The organism is Paenibacillus sp. AK002 (assembly GCF_053903045.1).
The window spans coordinates 4,196,161-4,213,851 of the sequence record NZ_CP096377.1; the positions used below are offsets into that span (position 1 = coordinate 4,196,161).

Here is a 17,691-nt window from a genome sequence, read left to right on the forward strand (position 1 = left end):
GCGAGCGATAGGGAGCGAATGTGACCTGCATTTTGGCGATCGGGTTCGACGCACTAGTTACGATCATGATTCGTTGAGCAATAACACCGTCTCTATATAACTTCCCGATCGTCATTATCGGGGAGCTCTGGGAAAGGCGCATGCGGCTCGGCCTGATACCAGTACGCCGTCGATGCAATATCGCTCTGCTGCGGCAGGTATCTGCCTCCGGACCTCCAGCCGAGATCCTGGATCGTGACGCGAAGATCGCTTTGGAAGCGGATCGGATCCATGACATGCCATCGATACATGCCGAAGCGCTGCTGGCTGCGATATAATCCGTCCGGCTTCAGCACTTGGTGCATCCCCAGATAAGGCGTCGAGTAGGTTCGATACGTACCGATCGGCTGTTCCCAGTTCCACGCTCCGCCGAAATAATCCTCCGTTCCCGTACCGCAGATGGTCGGGTAATCCTGGTCCCCGTCCATATAAAACTTGATCTCCCCTTCGCCCCACCAGCCGCTGTTGTTCACCTGCCAGGCAAGGTAAGTCCCTACATAGTGCCCCTGTCCCTTCACGCCATCCAGGATCGTGTAAACGTCCTTATAAGGAACGGGATTCGTTCTCCGCCACTGTGCATGAAAATAAGCCTCGTCTTCGGGGATGTCCGTCAGGATATAGTCGATTTGGTAGTAAAGGACCGCCTTTTCCGGCGCGCGATTCTCCATCGTCAATCGGGCTTGCTTGCGAAAAGGCATCTGCCAGTAACTGTTCATGCCGCCGGCCGGATTGACGGCAACCGGAATCGAATTGACATCGCTTCGTTCACCCCACCCGTTACAGAACAAATCACCCACTGGAACCTCAACCGAAGGGTCCTGCTCTTCGTCCCAATACATGCGGATAATCAGATTGCGCCACAGCGACGGATGACAGGTCAGCCAAATATGCTGAATGGCACCTGGGCCTTGAATGTCACCCATGGTAAAGGTTTCTCCCGGCATAATCTCTACGGAAGGAGACACTTTCCAGCCCGCGCCCAAATCCCTGGAAGCCGCTGCACCCGTGCCGTCCGTCGCCATGCCCCCTTTTCCTTTCTCGCCGGTAAAGTTCTCCGCGCTGATGGATCTCGTCTGCGCATTGGACAGCCGGGATAAATTTCCGAGGTGCATATTGAGTCCGTTAAAGTTCGTCATAAGTCATCGCTCCTTCAATTCGTGATATCGTATCCGTACCGCAACCCTTTTTGTTTAAGAAAGGACACACCAGAGGGGAAGCCGATCGTTCATTAAGGTCATAAGCTGCTTCTTAATGACTTCAAACGCTTCATGACTCCATTCTCGCCTCTACCCAAATAATCATGAAGCTCTTTATACTCTTTGTATAACTGGTCATACACCCGTACATGCGCTTCGATGGGCTTGAATGTTTCTTCCCGGACGCGGGCCATCGCTTTTGAAGCCTCCACAATGTTGTCATATCCTCCCTGCTCTTTGCCTGCCGCCACCGCACCGAACATGGCAGCGCCGAAAGCGGCCGTCTGGACGGTGTCCGCAACCTTGATTTCTTTGCCGGTTACATCGGCATAAATCTGCATCAACAGCCGGTTTCGCTGCGGCAATCCGCCGCAAGCATAAAGCTCTTGGACTTCTACGCCGCTATCGGTAAACGCGTCGATAATCGCCCGCGTTCCAAAGGCGGTGGCTTCCAGCAGCGCACGATATATTTCCGCCGGCTTGGTCTGCAAGGTCAAGCCAAGCATGACGCCGCTGAGATCGGCATCCATCAGCACGGAACGGTTTCCGTTCCACCAGTCCAGTGCGAGCAATCCGCTCTGGCCAGGAGCATATTGGGCCGCTTCCTTCTCCAGCCACTCATGAATGCCAAGCCGCTCATCGGCAGCCTTGCGGCGAACGTATTCCGGAACAGCTTCATCCACATACCAGGCGAATATATCGCCTACGGCCGATTGTCCTGCCTCATACCCGTAATAGCCCGGAATGATCCCATCCTCGACGACGCCGCAGATGCCTTCGCCCGTCACTTCCTTGTCGCTTAATATCAAGTGACAAGTGGAGGTTCCCATGGCGAGCACCAGCTTCCCCGGGGTTACGACGCTGACGGCCGGTACCATGGCATGGGCATCGATATTGGCTACGGCTACCGCGGTTCCCGGCAGAAGCCCCGTCATCGCCGCCATACTTTCGGTTAATCCGCCTGCTTTCGAACCCAGGGGCTTGATGGGACCTCTCAGCTTGGTCTCGACGAGATTTCCGAACCTTGGATCAAGCGAATGCAGGAACGCCTTGGACGGATAACCTTCCCGTTTATGCCAATTGGCTTTGTAACCAGCGGTGCAGCTGCTCCGCGCGAGCTGGCCTGTCAATTGCATGACCACCCAATCGGCAGCTTCCATGAACAATACCGCCTGTTCATACAGCTCGGGAGCTTCATTCAGAATCTGCAAAGACTTCGCAAGCATCCACTCGGAGGACAGCTTTCCTCCATAACGCGCAAGAAATTTCTCCCCCCGCGAAGCCGCGGCTTCGTTGATCCGATTCGCTTCATCCTGCGCTGCGTGATGCTTCCACAGCTTTACCCAGCTGTGCGGATGGTCCCTCCATTCTTCCGTCAAACAGAGCGGGGTGCCGCCTGCATCCAGCGGCATCATCGTGCATGCCGTAAAATCGATGCCAATGCCGATTATTTGTTCAGGCGAAACCTCAGCCTCCGACAACACGCGGGGGATGGATTGCGCAAGAACCTCCATGTAGTCCCCCGGATGCTGCAGCGCCCAATCCCGTTCCAGCTTCAAGCCAGAGTGAACCAGCACCTCGTCCATAACCCCGTGCGTATACGGCGTCACATACGTTGCAATTTCTTGACCTGTCGAGATATCGACGAGCAGGGCCCTGCCCGATTCCGTACCGAAATCAACCCCGATGGCATATAACTGTTTCATGTCGTCTGCCTCCTATGTATAAAGGGCCATGAGCTGCGCATGCCCTGTAACCGTTGGATCCGGCTCCAGTCCGTCAAAAAGTTCCGGAGCTTGGTCCATTCGATCGATCAGTTCAGCTGTTTGACTTCATTGCTGTATATTTCATAAGCCGGTGGATCCTGCCGGGCTTCTTCCCGTATTCGGCTTAGAAGGATTTCTCCGGCCTTGATTCCCATATCGTAGGGATGCTGCTCCATGTAGTAGAGCCCCGATTCCTTGAGTAAAGGCCCGGCTTCCACCTCGCCAAAAGAAGCTACTGCCATGTCGGCAGGAATCTTCAGGCCGCTGCGCACAATCTCGAGCAGGACGCCCAGGCTCATGCGGTTATTCAGGGAAATGATGGCGGTTGGCCTGCGTTCCGCGATCAGAAATTGCTGAACTGCTCGGATTCCGTCCTCCGTGGAAAAATCTCCGTTATACACCATGGGGCCCTCGTTCAGCCCAAATGCCTTCATTGCGTTCCGGACGCCTTCAAGACGTTCCCTCCCCGTGCTTGATCTCGTTGGCCCGTTAACTACGCCGATAGCTGTATGTCCTTCCTCCAGCAGCTTCCGGGTTAGACGCGAGGCCCCCTCGGTATTGTCTTCGGCTACCAGATCGAGCATCGATCCTGTTTCCGGCGAGTCCAGCTTCCTGTCCACGAGCACGATCGGCATGTTGGAATCCGCAATCTGCTTGATCGCCGGATCGTTCCCGCCCGACGTTGCCAATACGACGGCATCCACGCGCTTTTCCTGCAGAAGCTTTAGCAATCGTCTCTCCTTCTCCGGGTTCTCGTCCGAGCTGCAAAATATTAACTGAAAGCCTTCTTTGCCTACAATATCCTCAATGCCTCGGGATATTCCCATGAAATAGGGATTTGATATATCGGGCACGATCACGCCGATCATGTACGTGCGGTCCTGTTTCAGGCTTCGGGCAATGGCGCTCGGGCGATAATTCAACCGGTTCACGGCCGCCATCACCCGCTCTTTAATTTCATCACTTACGTAATCGCTGTTGTTAAGCACTCTTGAAACGGTTGCCGTAGATACTTCTGCTGCCGCTGCTACTTGTTTAATCGTTGCTTTTGCCAATCATCGTTCACCTCAAAATATCATCCTGATCCAGTATGTAATCGATTACGTAAACGATTACATTCACAGAGTACAAGAAGGGACATGCTGCTGTCAACCCTCTTTTTAGAATTTTCCGGAAATACAGATCCGGACGGAACGAATGCGTTTTGCAGCAGGAACTATTCCGCGCAAATTAAAAATCACCGCCTTCGATGGCGGTGATGGAATGCCTATGATGCGTGCCGATTTTCTAGTCTACGCACTTCCGGGCAGCCCACAGCCCGCTCTCCCGAATCAGATGACGAACGGATTCTATCCGAAAAGACGGCAAATGATGACCTGGCATCAGATATACCACCCGGCCGGAGCCGTATGGATGTGCCCACGCCGCAGGCCAACGCTGGCCGTCATGCTCGTATTCCGCAAAGACGACCGTTGTTTCATGCGGACTCAATTCGAACCGATAGGGTTCTTCATCGATCGCAAAATCGGTTAAGCTCTCCACGATCGGATGGCTCCCCGATTGATATCGAACGGGCAGCGACGTATATGCCGGATGTCCCGTAAATCGCCCGCCGATTAACTTTTCCAGCTCCGTGCTCCGCTGCAGCGAGATGCCGTTGTGGATAACTAACAGCCCCCCGCCGTTGCGCACATAGGATATGAGCGCTTGTACCTGCTCTTCAGGTATCTCCTCATCCGAAAACTCTGCGTACGATATGAGCAGATCATATCCTTCCAGCTTATCCTTTTGCAGTACGGCGTAATCATCCGTGCATTCCACGTCCATCGCAGGTTCGAAAATGGCTTGCAGCTCGCGGTCAATCTGCGTAAACGGATGATATTTCGCTCCCTCGTATTGTCCCAGCGCAATGGCCTTCATTGATTTGCAGTCTCCTCTCCCACCCTTTTACCAGGGCCACACTTGTCCTTCATAATCCAGAAAAATCGGCTGTTCGCCAACGTATGCCTTATGGTCCATCACAAGGTTCATGATGCGATCGGCAGACACGTCCGGCGGCACGGCCGCTTCTTGATTCAGTTCGCCGCTCATGTAGGATTGCAGCCATCCGGGATAGAACACCATGACCTGCCCTCCATCGGTTAACAGATGCTGATGCAGTATCGAGGATTGCATATTGAGCGCGGATTTCGACATGCAGTAGCCGTACATCTCCTTGCGTTTATTTCTGCTAACGCTGCCGGCTTCGGATGAGATACCACGAGCTTGTTGTCTCCTTGAAGCAGCAGATCGATAAGAGCATGGCTTACCCGAAGAGGTCCAAGGGTATTGACATTGTAGATTTGGGCCATATCGGCAAAATCCAGTTCGCCCTGAATGTTCGCCAGATCGGACCGTTTCGTGATGCCGGCATTGTTTATGAGCAGATCCAGATGCGGCGCCTTATCCCGGATCAGCTTGGCTGCCTGCTGTACGCTGGCATCGTCGCCGATATCAAGCGGAATCAGCTCCAACTGGTCCGGATAATCCTCCAGCAATCGATCCAAGGCGTCCCAATCCTCCATATAGCGTCCAGCAAACACGGTGTAACCGTTTTCAAGAAGCCATTTCGCCAAGCTCAATCCCAACCCCCGATCGGCTCCCGTGACGCAAGCGATTGTTTCCAATGGGCAACAACTCTCCTTTATCCATAAGTGCGGTGAAATCGACATACGGGAATGTCCCCGTACGCTATTCCTTCGTAACCTCTTCTAATGCTCTCTAGCAAAACTTTTAAATATAACCTGATACTACCACACATTTCTGCGTGATATTCATCTAGGTCGGTTTTAGAGCAGTTGATCGTTTAAATATTCGTTTTTCGACAATATGGACCTAAACCTTGAGCTGGTACGATGACCGATATGTAAATCATTCGCCTTAAAAAGCATGATTCCTCTCAAACAGGCTATGGCTTCAAACAACTCAAGGTCATGTTCATCGTAACGATACTCGGCACAACATGCGGCACGATAGATGGAGGATTGCTTTTCGCTTGCAAATACCCACATTACAATAATCGACCAAGCAACATCATATCTGGGATCCCCCCATTGGGCGTTCGTCCAATCAATTACCGTCAGCTTGTCTTTAGTCTCAAGAATATTGCCCAGGTGGTAATCGCCATGGATCAAACAAGATTGTTTCATATCCGCACGCTGAAGTAGTTCTTCCAGAAGAATTCGGATATCGGGGTGGTTCTCGATGCGAGGAAAAAAATAATCAATGAACTCATATCGGGGTAATCGGTCACCAATAAAATCTTCAAGCGGGAGCTTGTGTATATCCGCTAAAATCTTCACCAGCTTCGTTAGTTTACGCTGATCGACCGCTTGAACGGGCGTTCCGTCATAACTGGTCAGCAATGTTGAATCGCCATTTCGGTCCGTGCCCCAGCCCACGGGCTCAGAAACCGAACTTCCATGCGTGAACAAAGCATTCAAAATCTGATATTGAGCATGTACATTCGGCTTGGACGCTTTGTTCCATACTTTCATTACGTAGTCTGCCGTTGGCGCGGCAATTTTGATTACCTCTGCTTCCAGCCCCGAATCCAAGGAGACTGTATGAAATGAACCTTCATGCTCGAGCAAAACTTCAAGGGTATTGCTTTTCTCCACCCAGTTGATTTCCCGCAATGGGTTTCCGATGTTCATCACAGCCTTTCAAAGGATGTCTCTATGGTTTAACACAGATTGAAGATCATTTGCATGACCAATGTAACCCCCAGGCTTACCCTCCAGGGCGATAATCTTCGCTGTGCAGCGACTCGATGATCGTAAACATATTGGAATACGCTGCCTTAATATTGGTCTCATTCATTGCATCGTTATGTAAGCCATAATCCCAGTATTGAGCCTTCTTGCCGTAGAAACCTGTTACGTACGTATCCGGTGAAAGATCCGGAACCTCATTATAGGACAATTCTTTAACGGTGAAGGGGACGTGGGACTTCTTGGACTCGATAAAGAAAAAGGGTATGTCCGCCTTTTGGTAAATTTCCGTATACTTAGGCTCGGATGCTTTAGCCAAATGTTCTTTCGTTATGAAAATGGCGTCAAGGTCTGAGGAAAAGTACGGATCCTCTAGCTGCTCAAACGTAACGTCCCGAAAATCCACATGCTCCTTCTCCCCTACTTGCGGTGTATCTCCAATTACACCAATAACGAGGCTTCGGCCCTCGTAAAGGGGCGTAACGATTGAATCCCGTTGAGCATTTCCGCTTACCAGAACAACAAAACCAAGCAATAGGACCACTATTATTTTTTTCTTCATGAAGATCTCCTTTGACAAAAGTACCAACAGGTTACAAGCTCATTCGATATACCCCAGCCTCACCGAGAAAATCGTTTCTGGTCAATCCTTTTTCTCCAAGCAATATCCGAAAATTCGTTATCGTACCATCATGTGAAATAATGAATATTTTTTTATAGCTTTCCCCGATCCACTCTAATAACCGCGCAGCGTATCCTTCAAAAATATCTTGTTCGATCCTATTGATCCCTTCTTTCCAGCAATCCAAATTGAAATCAAGAATTTCAGTATCTCCATACAGATCGGTAATTTCCGTTTTAGAAAGGATGTGATCGCAAGCTAAAAAAGGAAGTTCGGAGTTCTGAGGAAACATTCTCGGACCAACCAATGGAGAAATAATGAAGTCCATGCCATTTTTTATAATCGTTGCCGTCTCAATTGTACGTTTAGTGGGACTTACAAGAACTAAATCATCGGGATCCATTGTAATTTCATTTCGTAGCTGCGTTACTTGAAATTTGCCGTACTCTGTAAGACTAGGATGCAGCGTATTCAACCGATTTGGATAATCGTTGAGATGTTCTCCATGACCGTGCCGAATAAATGTGAAATTCATATCCGCCCTCCTATGATCAAATCCCATATTAGGTATTCTATGATTTAATTGAGTAATCCTGCCCGTGTTAGCTAATGAACTATGTACAGTGAAATATAACTAAATGCTTATCTAATCGGTTCATGAATTGCGGAGAGTTTAAAAAAAAGGCAGCCGATCACAAATGATCAGCTGCCTTCTAATTTGGATAGAGCTATCGATTCCCGTTAACTTGGATCAATGGATCACATTTATAGTCTTAGTGCAGCCTACCCATTATTCCGCGAAGCTCCCTTTGCTTCATTATCGTGCGGAATTAATTCATATAAAGCACGAACGTCACAACCGATGGAATCGGCGATCGATATGGCAATTTTGAGTGGCATCACTCTTTTGTTCTCCATAAAGTCGCAAACTCGTTCCGGTTTAATAAGCAAGTCTTTTGCCAACCATTCCGCTGACTTCCCGGATTCCACCAATCGTTCATTCAGTAAGCAACGTCCTAGTTCAAATTTCAAGAAATTATGACCTCCCACATAAGATTTACTTAACCTTAAGCGTTGTCCGTTGCCGGCATGAATATACTTCATAAAGGAGCCCGTAACGATGAAGTTCTCCATACGTCTGCCCCATTGGTTGGACGAGTTCCATTGCCGGGCTATCGCTGCCCATGCAACAATTTGCTCCATTGATGATTTAAAGATGGATAAGAATATTAATAAGTTTCCCGAATGGGTCCCTAACAAAAAAACGCCGTACCCCCCACGGCTCCTCGGTTGGTCCATACTCAATCGGAATTCCTGCTTCTTTTATCCGGGTTAACGCCTCATCAAGATCATCAACCTCAATTGACAGATCTGGCACAGGTGCACCGGAGCCTCCCTCTGATAGGAAACTAACCTGAGTGCCCATTTTCTCATGCGAACCGTATGTTGCAATAAATCCCATATCCATTAGTTGATCAAGTCCAAGTACTTCCCCGTAAAAATACGAAGCTTTGGAAATGTCCTGCGTCGCAACATTAGTAACAATTCGTTTGACCTTCATTTTTCATCCTCCTAAATTTTTGATATCAAGTTTTGACTCAACAATGGTCCCGTTCGAGGAACAACCTCATCCTTATACTCTCAGAATACCATAGTTTTACTTTTATACAATTATATATAAATTTGTTTTCACTCTATTCATAAAGTCGATTGGGGAAACAGGTATATATACGTGACTTCGCGTTTTCCAGCTTTTGCTTTATCATTGTTTATGGCAAATTTATAGGCTAACTCTAAAGGGTCCCCTATAAATTTGCTTAATCTAATGAATTTATTTACAGATGCTTTCTTTCCTTCTCTCTCATCTATCCTTTCGTCATCTCCCTCATAATCAACAACGCGTTCAAGAATAAGCCCAGCGAGATGACGGGATGTGCCGCTGCCGCAAAACCGATTTCTTCCGAAAAGACAGCCGTCGCGAAGATCAGAAGGATTAGGCCGATGAGCACCAAACTCTTAACTTTAATGCCCTTGGGCAGTCTGGCCGGAAAAGACAATATAAACAACAATACGGGGATAGGCGCGAAGTACATGGCGAAATTACCATGCATCCCCCATTGAGACGAATCCACGAACAGCGCGAATCCAGCCAAGAACACCTGTAACGCGATGCAGATCGCAAAAAGCACGTTCAATATACTAAAACCTAGCCGCGCATATTGAGCGGCTGCCGGCAGCGAAGAGCGGGTTGCGGTTATTTTTTGTACTTCCATCGTTAATTCCTCCCTTAGACTAACCTTTCGGAAACCGCTCGAATGGTGTAAGGGTACGGATCCAATTGAAACTCCCCTTCTTTGGAATCGAGAATCGTCATTCCGATAGGATGAACTTCCGGAATCTTCATCGAAGGATACCATCCGATGGCCATATCCCCCAGGATGAACATTCCGTACTCGTCACCGAGCATCTGAAACGTCTTTCCGTCCCCGATATAACGCGTGACGTCAAATCGAGAATCTAGGCGCTGAACGGCCTCGGATACGCTTCCGCGGAGCGGAAAGCCGATCTCGCTGACATTCAGAATGGATTCATGATCGAAAGGCTCTGATAAGGCATTATCCATTCGATGCCGAGCGATGAACTCCACCAGATTCCTCGAAGGATCCTCGAAATAGAAGGCATGTGCATCCGTTCCTTCGAAATAGGCGATATCTTCGTTTGCCTCGATTCCAGCGAACGGAAGCGGTGCAGCGGAAAGCACCTGACAGCCTTTGGCCAAGAGCCAGCTTTTCGATTCGCGAATTTGGTTCTCGGGGATGTTCATTGCCAAATGGTAGGACGGCATTACCCCTTCGTCCTCCTCGCGAACGAAAGTCAACCTCGTTTCACCGACAACGATCGTGATGGAATGTTCCGTGATTTCTGCTAGAGCAAATCCAAGTCTTTCTGTGTAAAACTCCTTCAGTTCAGCTAACCTGGCGGTTCTCAGTTCCAATTCGATGATTCTCATCTCACTACCTCCTCTAGATATTTGAGTTTGTCAGGTCTCTTGCTAAATAAAGAGCTGCGGTCAGTCCGGCAATACCTCCACCAACAATGGCCACATCATATTTTGCAATCAATCGAAGAAACCTCCTTCATGCGTTGTCATTAAACAAGACTGGAATGAGGCCGATTATGTGACAAAATGAAAACAGCGATGTAGAAAAGAGCCCGCATAAGTATAGCCCACAATTGTCGTCTGCCTTGATTCGGTTCTTTCGCACTGACCTGACGGTAAAGGAAATATTAGGGCCGTCCCGCAGCGGATTCATATCCCGCATTCATGAATACATACCTGCGCTGCTAGCCGCTTGCTCGCATTGTTCATGCACCACGGAGCAAAGATTACGACATCTTTCAGAGGTAATCTCGATATTTCTGCCCATTCATTTTGGTGATTTGAACATAAATCCGAACAATAAAAAAACCGCGGTATACGCGGTTTTCGGACGTGGTAATATTCCTGCTCAGTTCTTAGCGATTCTGATCCGATCCCCGATCAGAGGAAATTCTCCGATCCGAAGCTTCGCGCTTCCGTACGGAACCAGCTCCAATTCCGTAATGGGCTGGCCGTCCGTGTTCGGATGCAGCGGAGGGTTTCCGGCGTTGTTGCCTTCCATTCTCCAATCCCGGATCAGCTGGCCCTTCACCTTCACCCGGACAGGGGCATCGGCAGCCAGGAACGGCTGACGGGCCACCTCCCGTTCCAGCACCTCAAACGATGTATCGGCCACCAGTCCGTATTTCCATGGGGAAGCAGGATAGAGCTCCCAGTCGTGGAACATCTCGCGCTGCCGGATCATCTGCCAGTTCTCCTTCACGGGCAGCACGTACACCAGCGGTCCTCTTGTAATGCTGGTCGCGTACATGCTGCGCGACTCGGTCTTGACTACCATCGGCAGGTACAGTTCCAGTAGATCGCCGCTCTGCCAGGTCTGCACGATTTTGGCATAACCGGACTCTGCCTGAATCGGCAGTTCGCGCCCGTTCAAGGTAATGACGGGATGGTCGCACCAGGCCGGAATACGCAGCGATATCGGGAATGATTCCGCCCGTTCAAGCGAGAGATGGATTTGAACGCGATCTTTGAACGGATATTCGCCGGTGACCTCAACCTCAGCAGACACGCCCTGACGGCCAACCGTGGTTCTAACCGTGCACGGAGCATACGAAACGGCAACTAGCCCGTCCTCCTGGTCCTTCATCCACAGATGCGAGGCCAGCTTGGGCCAGCCCTGATGCATATTGGCCGTGCAGCATCCGAAATTCGGCTCCAGTCCGAATACGTTGGCATCGGGACTGTTGCTCCATGCCCGCGGAGCGACGTTGCAAATCATTTGGTTTACCTGCTGATCATACTGATGCGAGGTCCAATCCGCAGAGATGGCGGCGGGCAGCGCATTAAACGCGACCTTCTCCAAAATATCCCCGAAGCGTCCCTCCCCGAAAATGCGCGTCAGCTGCTCCATCGAAAACATATATTCGACGACGGCACACAATTCAACCCCCTGGCTCGGATGGGTGCCGGACAGCCATTCGTCGCCCGAGAACATGCCGTGCGCTTGACCGTGGTACGTCATCAAGGAATCGATGCCCCGGTGCACGCTTTCCCGCTCCACCGGATTTCCGTTTAATTCATACAGCACGCCCGGCGTTTTGATGCCCATTGCCACGTTCACGACATGGGTTGTCCAATCCCACTCTTCAACCTTGCGCCAGAACGGAAAATCATGAAAAATACCGCTCCAGTCCGTGGTTTGTTCGGCGATGGTATCGGCAAGCTGCAGCAGGAAAGGCTGCGCCGTTCGTTTATGCAGCCACACGATGCACAGCAGCATCTCGGCTCCCCTGGTTTTGGCCCAGCCTCGCAGCGGCTGCTCCTCAATGACCGAATGGACGTAAGTAAAGAACTTGGTCAGAAACGGGATGATGCGTTCGTCGCCCGTTGCTTCCTCATGCTGCATCATCACTTTCAGCATGATCATATAATGCCACCAATCCTGATCCTTATCGATATCCTGATTCACGGAGGTAATGCGCGCCGGACCGAACATGCCGTTCTCCTGCTGGCTGGCAAGCGACCACTCGACCCAGCGATTCGCTTTAGTGATCAAAGACTCGTCCTCCAGCAAATAAGCTAATGGAAGCAAGCCGTCGACATAATACGGTCCCCGCTCCCAGCTTTCTCCTTGGCCGCCAAGCCATCCGTTGTCTGCTCCGACGTCCTTCCACTGTTCCTCCAGATGTCCGGTAAACCCGCTTGCTTGAATCTCCAGCTGATTCTTAAGCCAGCCGGCCGGCTTGATCGCTCTAAGCGGCAAACTGTTGAATGCCGTCTGATGCAGCATACAATACCCACGCTCCTTGTTCTGTCTTATAGGTGATTGCTTAGGTAAAAATATAACATCTCAACCGAGCGATACCCTATACACAGAAACAACATCTTTTTATCCGATTACAACATCATGATGGATTGAATACGGAGGAACAAAACGATTATGATGGAGAAAAGCTAGTTGGAGAAGGAGGACCGGACGCGGATGATCTTCCATTTTACCGCTCCGCCATTGCCGCATTATATGATTTGCGGTGAAGATACCTATCAGGAGGGAGACCGACATCCGGATCGGTATAACCTTGGTGTCTTTGATCTGATTCTCGTAACCAGAGGGGAGTTGTTCCTGGAAGAGAACGGAGCTTCTTACAGTGTAAAGGCAGGGTATTATCTGATTCTAAGACCCGATGCTGCACACCGTACATACCTGCCCTGTGAAGAGGAAACCCATTTTTATTGGCTGCATTTTCAGACGGTCGGACCGTGGATTGAAGCGGAGGAACGGATCCCTTTTGCCTTATCGCAATCGGATCACCCTCATGTGCCGTTCGATAATTTCTCTTTCTATATCCCCAAGCATGGAGAACTGTCCTCGAAAGAGCAGGCCGGACGTTTGATTGAACAGCTGCAGGTGCTTCAGCAGTCGCTATCTTCCGCGGCACGCTGGAAGCAGCAGCAGTTGATGCATGAGCTGCTCCTGCTGTTCCAAGCCGAAGAAGAAGGAATCCAGCAGCATCATCCTCATTATGCCATTGCCGAACGAACGGCCAACTATTTAAGAGCACATTACAAAGAGCCGGTCAGCTACCAGCAATTGTCCGATGCCATGCACTTTCACCAGAATTATATTGCCATTTGCATGAAAAAAACGTTCGGCTGCACGCCCCTGGAGTTTCTGACGCGGCATCGGATCGAGCAAGCCAAGCGATTGCTGATCTATACCAACGAGCCGATCGGACGGATAGCCGAGGAATCGGGATTCGGCTCGTTTCCGTATTTCATTCGCTGCTTTGTTCGCTATACCGGGTTTAAACCCAATTCCTTCAGGCTGAAATACCGTTCATCCCGATAGAATGCCATCAAATGCGTTAGGCCGGTGGCTTGCTCAGAATACGCTTCGAACCAAGCCGCCGTCAATCCGGAGCGCCGAACCGTTGATCGCGGAGGATTTAGGACTGCTAAGGTAGGCAACGAAATCGGCAATTTCCTCCGGACGGATCAGCCGCTGAATAATGGAAGTTGGGCGATTTTCCTTCATAAACCGCTGCTCGGCTTCTTCGATGGGTAGATTCTCATCGGGATACAGCGTATCCAGCATCGTTTCGACGCCTTCCGTAAGGGTGGAGCCGGGCATGACGGTATTCACCGTGACGCGGGTTCCTGTCGTCAATTCGGCCAAGCTCCGGGAAAGCGACAGCTGCATCGTCTTGGTTGCGCTGTAATGCGCCATCTCCTGGGACGGCATGACGGCGGCTTCGCTCGCGATAAAAATAATTCGGCCTTCATTGCGGCTGATCATGTTCTGCAAATAGTGTCTGGTTAAACGGACGCCGCTCATGATATTCGTCTCGAAGAACCTGAACCATTCCGCATCCGATATATCGAAAAATTCGGCAGGCTCGAAGATTCCTAAATTATTGATTAGAATATCAACGACCGGGGCGGCTTCCCTGACCTGATGGCATCCCTCTTCGGTTCCAAGATCCGCTACGGCATAACGCAGCTCGGCATCCGGATGGACGGCGCGAATGTCATGGATCGTCTGTTTCACCTTATCCTCATGTCTTCCATTAATAATGACGGACGCCCCTTCGGCAGCCAGCGACATGGCGATCGCTTTGCCGATGCCCGATGTCGAGCCTGTGACCAATGCGACTTTACCCTGCAAATCCAAGTTCATGATCCTCGCTCCTTTTCGTTTATGTAGGAATGGACCCTCCCGATCCCCACCGCGGTGGAGAAAGCTCAGGAGAGTCGCACTATTCATTACACCTATATTCTTGCTATAAACGCCGATTTTTTAGAAATCAAAATTGTCCGGGTCAGGTCCCACTCGGTGATTCTGATTCAAGCTGTCGATGCGCTGCATATCCTCCAAGGACAATTCAAAATCAAATATATCGGAGTTCTCGGTGATCCGATGCTCTTTGGTCGATTTCGGAATCGTCACCACGCCGTTCTGCAAATCCCAACGAAGAATGATCTGCGCGATGGATTTATGATGCTTCTTCGCGATGATCTGAAGGTCCTCCTGATCCAGCAGCTGACCCTGCATTAAGGGAGACCACGCTTCTAGCTGAATACCGTTCGCCTGGCAGTACGCCTGCAATTCTTTTTGCGTTAATCGGGGATGATATTCCACCTGGTTCACCATGGGTTTGATTTCGGTTTCCTTCATTAACCTCTCCAGATGATGGATTTGGAAATTGCTCACGCCGATAGCTTTCACGCGTCCTTGCTTGTACAACGCTTCGAGCGCCTTCCACGCCTCTATATATTTCCCTTCAACAGGCCAGTGTATAAGGTACAAGTCCAAATACTCCAATCCCAGCTTTCGCAAGCTTTCCTCATAAGCCTTCAAAGTCGATTCATAACCCAGATCGGCATTCCACACCTTGGAGGTGACGAACAGATCCTCTCTCTTTAATCCGGCAGCTGCCAATCCCTCGCGGATGCCCTGCCCGACACCTTCTTCATTGCCGTATATGGCGGCGGTGTCCACGCTCCGATAGCCGTGCTGGATGGCCGTACGAACGGCATTCACCAGCTCCGGTCCTTCTTCAACTTTAAATACGCCTAGTCCAAACCAAGGCATGTTGACGCCATTATATAAAATGGTTGTATCTTGTAAGTGTTTTGCAGTCATGTTGATAAACCTCCGAAATTTTTTGGTTTGTGAAAAAGTGGATGAACCTATTGTGCAGTATTTCCCATGATCGGCTCGGCCATCACCTCCCTTCATCCTAAAATGTTGTTTCATGCCGCTGGCATACCCGGCTTATCCGATGTATCCGGATTTCCCGAATCCTTTCGTTCCAGCTTCAAGCTCCAGCCCGTGAGCACGACCGCACCGGCCACCATCAGGGCTCCGATCCATGCCGTATGAATCAAGCCCATGGAATTCGTGATCAAGCCGCCTAGAAAAGCGCCGATGGCAATGCCGGCATTAAATGCGGCAATGTTCAGCGCGGACGCCATATTCACGGCTCCTGGCGCAAAGCGCTCGGCCAGCATCACGACGTAAACCTGCAACCCCGGCACGTTCATGAACGCCAGGAATCCCATAAGAATAATCGTGATGAGTCCCGCCGCTTGAAACGGTGCGGTAAACGTAAGCGTGAACAGCACCAGCGCTTGGGCTATAAACATATAGAACAAGGCTTTAAGCGGGTTGCGATTGGCCGCCTTTCCACCGATCACGTTACCGACTGCAATGGCGATCCCATAGACAAGCAGAATGACGGCCACCGTATTTTCGTTGAAGCCTGTTATATCCTGAAGCAATGGGGATAAATAAGTGAAGACAACAAAGGTCCCGCCATAACCGAGAGCCGTAATCAGAAGCATGAGCAGCAGTCTTCCGTTCGTCATCAATTTAGCCTGATCGCGGAATGAAGTGCGCTCTCCCTTAGGCAGGTCCGAAGGGACCAGGATACTATTCGCAATCAGCGCAACGATGCCGACCGCCACAATGGCGACAAAAGCAAGCCTCCAGCCCAGCTGCTGACCGATAAACGTTCCGAGCGGAACGCCGGTGACCGTGGCTACGGTAAGGCCCGTGAACATAATGGAGATCGCTGATGCCCTGCGGTTCTCAGGCACCACGCTTGCGGCAATAATCGAGCCGATCGACATGAACACGCCATGTGAGAAGGCCGACAGGACGCGTGCTGCAAGCAGAACGCCAATGGAAGCTGCGCCTGCAGCCAAGCTGTTACCGATAATAAAAATGATCATAATCCAGAGCAGCAACGTCTTCCTGGACATCCTGGATGTGAGCGACGTGAGGATCGGCGCACCGAAGGTTACGCCCAGCGCATACATCGACACGGTTAATCCGGCTGTCGTCACGGAGATATTCATATCCTCCGCAATCAACGGCAGCAGCCCTACGCTGATGAATTCCGTTGTTCCGATGGCGAAGGCACTGACGGCAAGCGCTATAAGCGCAAGCAAACTTCTTTTTTTATCTATAATCATGATGTTCCTATTTTCCCCCTATCCTATTCGCTTGCTTGTATATTGTAAAAATATGACGTATGGTGTAATCCAGCTGGCAAATGCTATTATGATTCATATCATCCATTGTGTGAAGAACGTACTTTTTTGTAATGTAGGTACCTGGCAGTACCCTAGGCACTTTTCGGTGCCTATCAAGAATAGGAGGCTCCATATGCAAACGAAGAAATACAATATAGCCGTCGAAGCAACATTGGAAGTGATCGGGGGCAAGTGGAAATGCGTGATCCTCTGCCATCTGACCCATGGCCGTAAACGAACCAACGAGCTGAAGCGCCTCATGCCGCACATCACCCAAAAAATGCTGACGCAGCAGCTGCGGGAGCTGGAGGAAGATGGCGTGATCAATCGCATTATTCATAATCAAGTGCCGCCTAAAGTGGAATATGAGCTCAGCGAGTACGGCAGAAGTTTAAGCGGAATTCTGGATATGCTCTGTGCATGGGGCGAAAAACATATCACGAAAATATACGGGGACAAATTCAGCGTGCTGGAGGACAGCATATTGAACGATAAGCTGAAAGCCGTGGACGAACCGACGGATGCTCGATAAAACCAGACCGCATGCCGCGATTATAGCGTTATCTTGTGGTTGAGCCAGCTTCAAGTGAATCTTCTTTTCTCCATGACAGTAATAAACCAAGGGCAAGGACCGCATGCGCGGACCTTGCCCTTGTTACATCCTGCATCTCTGTTTTTT

The 17,691-nt window shown here is 50.2% G+C and carries 20 protein-coding genes; 2 read left to right on the forward strand and 18 right to left on the reverse strand.

Features of this window, described 5'->3' with window-relative positions:
- Positions 1–92: 92 nt before the first annotated feature.
- From M1D70_RS18450 to M1D70_RS18520, 15 genes are all read right to left on the reverse strand, one after another.
- Entirely contained in the window at positions 93–1,175 is a 1,083-nt protein-coding gene (locus M1D70_RS18450) for a glycoside hydrolase family 172 protein (RefSeq protein ID WP_456287606.1), read from the reverse strand.
- 98 nt (positions 1,176–1,273) lie between these two features.
- The gene (locus M1D70_RS18455) at positions 1,274–2,941 is read right to left on the reverse strand and encodes a ribulokinase (RefSeq protein WP_009595620.1); all 1,668 of its coding nucleotides are present in this window, start codon (positions 2,939–2,941) and stop codon (positions 1,274–1,276) included.
- Positions 2,942–3,048: 107 nt separating this feature from the next.
- Positions 3,049–4,056 carry a LacI family DNA-binding transcriptional regulator gene (locus M1D70_RS18460; RefSeq protein WP_009595642.1) on the reverse strand — a complete coding sequence of 336 codons (1,008 nt, stop codon included), beginning with the start codon at positions 4,054–4,056 and terminating at the stop codon, positions 3,049–3,051.
- A gap of 232 nt (positions 4,057–4,288) precedes the next feature.
- Positions 4,289–4,921: a ThuA domain-containing protein gene (locus M1D70_RS18465; RefSeq protein ID WP_456287607.1), complete on the reverse strand. Its 633-nt coding sequence runs from the start codon at positions 4,919–4,921 to the stop codon at positions 4,289–4,291.
- A 27-nt stretch (positions 4,922–4,948) separates the two neighbouring features.
- Entirely contained in the window at positions 4,949–5,176 is a 228-nt protein-coding gene (locus tag M1D70_RS18470; RefSeq protein WP_456287608.1) for a hypothetical protein, read from the reverse strand.
- Positions 5,143–5,667, reverse strand: a complete 525-nt coding sequence (locus tag M1D70_RS18475) for an SDR family NAD(P)-dependent oxidoreductase (protein WP_456287609.1) — start codon at positions 5,665–5,667, stop codon at positions 5,143–5,145. The genes M1D70_RS18470 and M1D70_RS18475 overlap by 34 nt, the downstream gene beginning before the upstream one ends.
- Before the next feature lie 162 nt (positions 5,668–5,829).
- Positions 5,830–6,678 (reverse strand): phosphotransferase family protein, encoded by an 849-nt coding sequence (locus M1D70_RS18480; protein ID WP_456287610.1) that lies wholly within the window; start codon positions 6,676–6,678, stop codon positions 5,830–5,832.
- Positions 6,679–6,772: 94 nt separating this feature from the next.
- Positions 6,773–7,315, reverse strand: a complete 543-nt coding sequence (locus M1D70_RS18485; protein ID WP_456287611.1) for a hypothetical protein — start codon at positions 7,313–7,315, stop codon at positions 6,773–6,775.
- A gap of 31 nt (positions 7,316–7,346) precedes the next feature.
- Positions 7,347–7,910: a histidine phosphatase family protein gene (locus tag M1D70_RS18490; RefSeq protein WP_456287612.1), complete on the reverse strand. Its 564-nt coding sequence runs from the start codon at positions 7,908–7,910 to the stop codon at positions 7,347–7,349.
- A gap of 248 nt (positions 7,911–8,158) precedes the next feature.
- Positions 8,159–8,578: a hypothetical protein gene (locus M1D70_RS18495; RefSeq protein WP_456287613.1), complete on the reverse strand. Its 420-nt coding sequence runs from the start codon at positions 8,576–8,578 to the stop codon at positions 8,159–8,161.
- A gap of 7 nt (positions 8,579–8,585) precedes the next feature.
- Positions 8,586–8,936, reverse strand: coding sequence for a VOC family protein (locus M1D70_RS18500; protein WP_015736006.1), 351 nt, complete (start codon positions 8,934–8,936; stop codon positions 8,586–8,588).
- 304 nt (positions 8,937–9,240) lie between these two features.
- Positions 9,241–9,648, reverse strand: coding sequence for a DUF6220 domain-containing protein (locus M1D70_RS18505; RefSeq protein ID WP_009595573.1), 408 nt, complete (start codon positions 9,646–9,648; stop codon positions 9,241–9,243).
- Positions 9,649–9,662: 14 nt separating this feature from the next.
- Positions 9,663–10,385, reverse strand: coding sequence for a VOC family protein (locus M1D70_RS18510; RefSeq protein ID WP_456287614.1), 723 nt, complete (start codon positions 10,383–10,385; stop codon positions 9,663–9,665).
- A 13-nt stretch (positions 10,386–10,398) separates the two neighbouring features.
- On the reverse strand, positions 10,399–10,497 hold the full coding sequence (locus tag M1D70_RS18515) for an NAD(P)-binding protein (RefSeq protein ID WP_139084129.1): 99 nt from the start codon (positions 10,495–10,497) through the stop codon (positions 10,399–10,401).
- A 387-nt stretch (positions 10,498–10,884) separates the two neighbouring features.
- Positions 10,885–12,765, reverse strand: a complete 1,881-nt coding sequence (locus M1D70_RS18520) for a beta-L-arabinofuranosidase domain-containing protein (RefSeq protein WP_456287615.1) — start codon at positions 12,763–12,765, stop codon at positions 10,885–10,887.
- A 168-nt stretch (positions 12,766–12,933) separates the two neighbouring features.
- Here M1D70_RS18520 and M1D70_RS18525 point away from each other — a divergent pair, with 168 nt between their 5' ends.
- Positions 12,934–13,824 carry a helix-turn-helix transcriptional regulator gene (locus M1D70_RS18525; protein WP_456287616.1) on the forward strand — a complete coding sequence of 297 codons (891 nt, stop codon included), beginning with the start codon at positions 12,934–12,936 and terminating at the stop codon, positions 13,822–13,824.
- Positions 13,825–13,857: 33 nt separating this feature from the next.
- Here the strand turns inward: M1D70_RS18525 and M1D70_RS18530 are convergent, their stop codons facing one another.
- From M1D70_RS18530 to M1D70_RS18540, 3 genes are all read right to left on the reverse strand, one after another.
- Positions 13,858–14,652: an SDR family NAD(P)-dependent oxidoreductase gene (locus M1D70_RS18530; RefSeq protein ID WP_009595590.1), complete on the reverse strand. Its 795-nt coding sequence runs from the start codon at positions 14,650–14,652 to the stop codon at positions 13,858–13,860.
- Positions 14,653–14,772: 120 nt separating this feature from the next.
- On the reverse strand, positions 14,773–15,618 hold the full coding sequence (locus M1D70_RS18535; RefSeq protein ID WP_456287617.1) for an aldo/keto reductase: 846 nt from the start codon (positions 15,616–15,618) through the stop codon (positions 14,773–14,775).
- 110 nt (positions 15,619–15,728) lie between these two features.
- The gene (locus tag M1D70_RS18540; protein WP_456287618.1) at positions 15,729–16,952 is read right to left on the reverse strand and encodes an MFS transporter; all 1,224 of its coding nucleotides are present in this window, start codon (positions 16,950–16,952) and stop codon (positions 15,729–15,731) included.
- 193 nt (positions 16,953–17,145) lie between these two features.
- Between M1D70_RS18540 and M1D70_RS18545 the strand changes: the two genes are divergently transcribed.
- On the forward strand, positions 17,146–17,544 hold the full coding sequence (locus tag M1D70_RS18545) for a winged helix-turn-helix transcriptional regulator (RefSeq protein WP_456287619.1): 399 nt from the start codon (positions 17,146–17,148) through the stop codon (positions 17,542–17,544).
- The last annotated feature ends 147 nt before the right edge of the window (positions 17,545–17,691 follow it).

Bases quoted from the DNA above. Each gene is read 5' to 3' on its own strand.
- M1D70_RS18530 (WP_009595590.1), bottom strand. From the start codon at position 14,652: ATGAACTTGGATTTGCAGGGTAAAGTCGCATTGGTCACAGGCTCGACA.
- M1D70_RS18485 (WP_456287611.1), bottom strand. From the start codon at position 7,315: ATGAAGAAAAAAATAATAGTGGTCCTATTGCTTGGTTTTGTTGTTCTG.
- M1D70_RS18465 (WP_456287607.1), bottom strand. From the start codon at position 4,921: ATGAAGGCCATTGCGCTGGGACAATACGAGGGAGCGAAATATCATCCG.
- M1D70_RS18535 (WP_456287617.1), bottom strand. From the start codon at position 15,618: ATGACTGCAAAACACTTACAAGATACAACCATTTTATATAATGGCGTC.
- M1D70_RS18450 (WP_456287606.1), bottom strand. From the start codon at position 1,175: ATGACGAACTTTAACGGACTCAATATGCACCTCGGAAATTTATCCCGG.
- M1D70_RS18505 (WP_009595573.1), bottom strand. From the start codon at position 9,648: ATGGAAGTACAAAAAATAACCGCAACCCGCTCTTCGCTGCCGGCAGCC.
- M1D70_RS18455 (WP_009595620.1), bottom strand. From the start codon at position 2,941: ATGAAACAGTTATATGCCATCGGGGTTGATTTCGGTACGGAATCGGGC.
- M1D70_RS18470 (WP_456287608.1), bottom strand. From the start codon at position 5,176: ATGCAATCCTCGATACTGCATCAGCATCTGTTAACCGATGGAGGGCAG.
- M1D70_RS18490 (WP_456287612.1), bottom strand. From the start codon at position 7,910: ATGAATTTCACATTTATTCGGCACGGTCATGGAGAACATCTCAACGAT.
- M1D70_RS18500 (WP_015736006.1), bottom strand. From the start codon at position 8,936: ATGAAGGTCAAACGAATTGTTACTAATGTTGCGACGCAGGACATTTCC.
- M1D70_RS18540 (WP_456287618.1), bottom strand. From the start codon at position 16,952: ATGATTATAGATAAAAAAAGAAGTTTGCTTGCGCTTATAGCGCTTGCC.
- M1D70_RS18510 (WP_456287614.1), bottom strand. From the start codon at position 10,385: ATGAGAATCATCGAATTGGAACTGAGAACCGCCAGGTTAGCTGAACTG.
- M1D70_RS18520 (WP_456287615.1), bottom strand. From the start codon at position 12,765: ATGCTGCATCAGACGGCATTCAACAGTTTGCCGCTTAGAGCGATCAAG.
- M1D70_RS18545 (WP_456287619.1), top strand. From the start codon at position 17,146: ATGCAAACGAAGAAATACAATATAGCCGTCGAAGCAACATTGGAAGTG.
- M1D70_RS18495 (WP_456287613.1), bottom strand. From the start codon at position 8,578: ATGGAGCAAATTGTTGCATGGGCAGCGATAGCCCGGCAATGGAACTCG.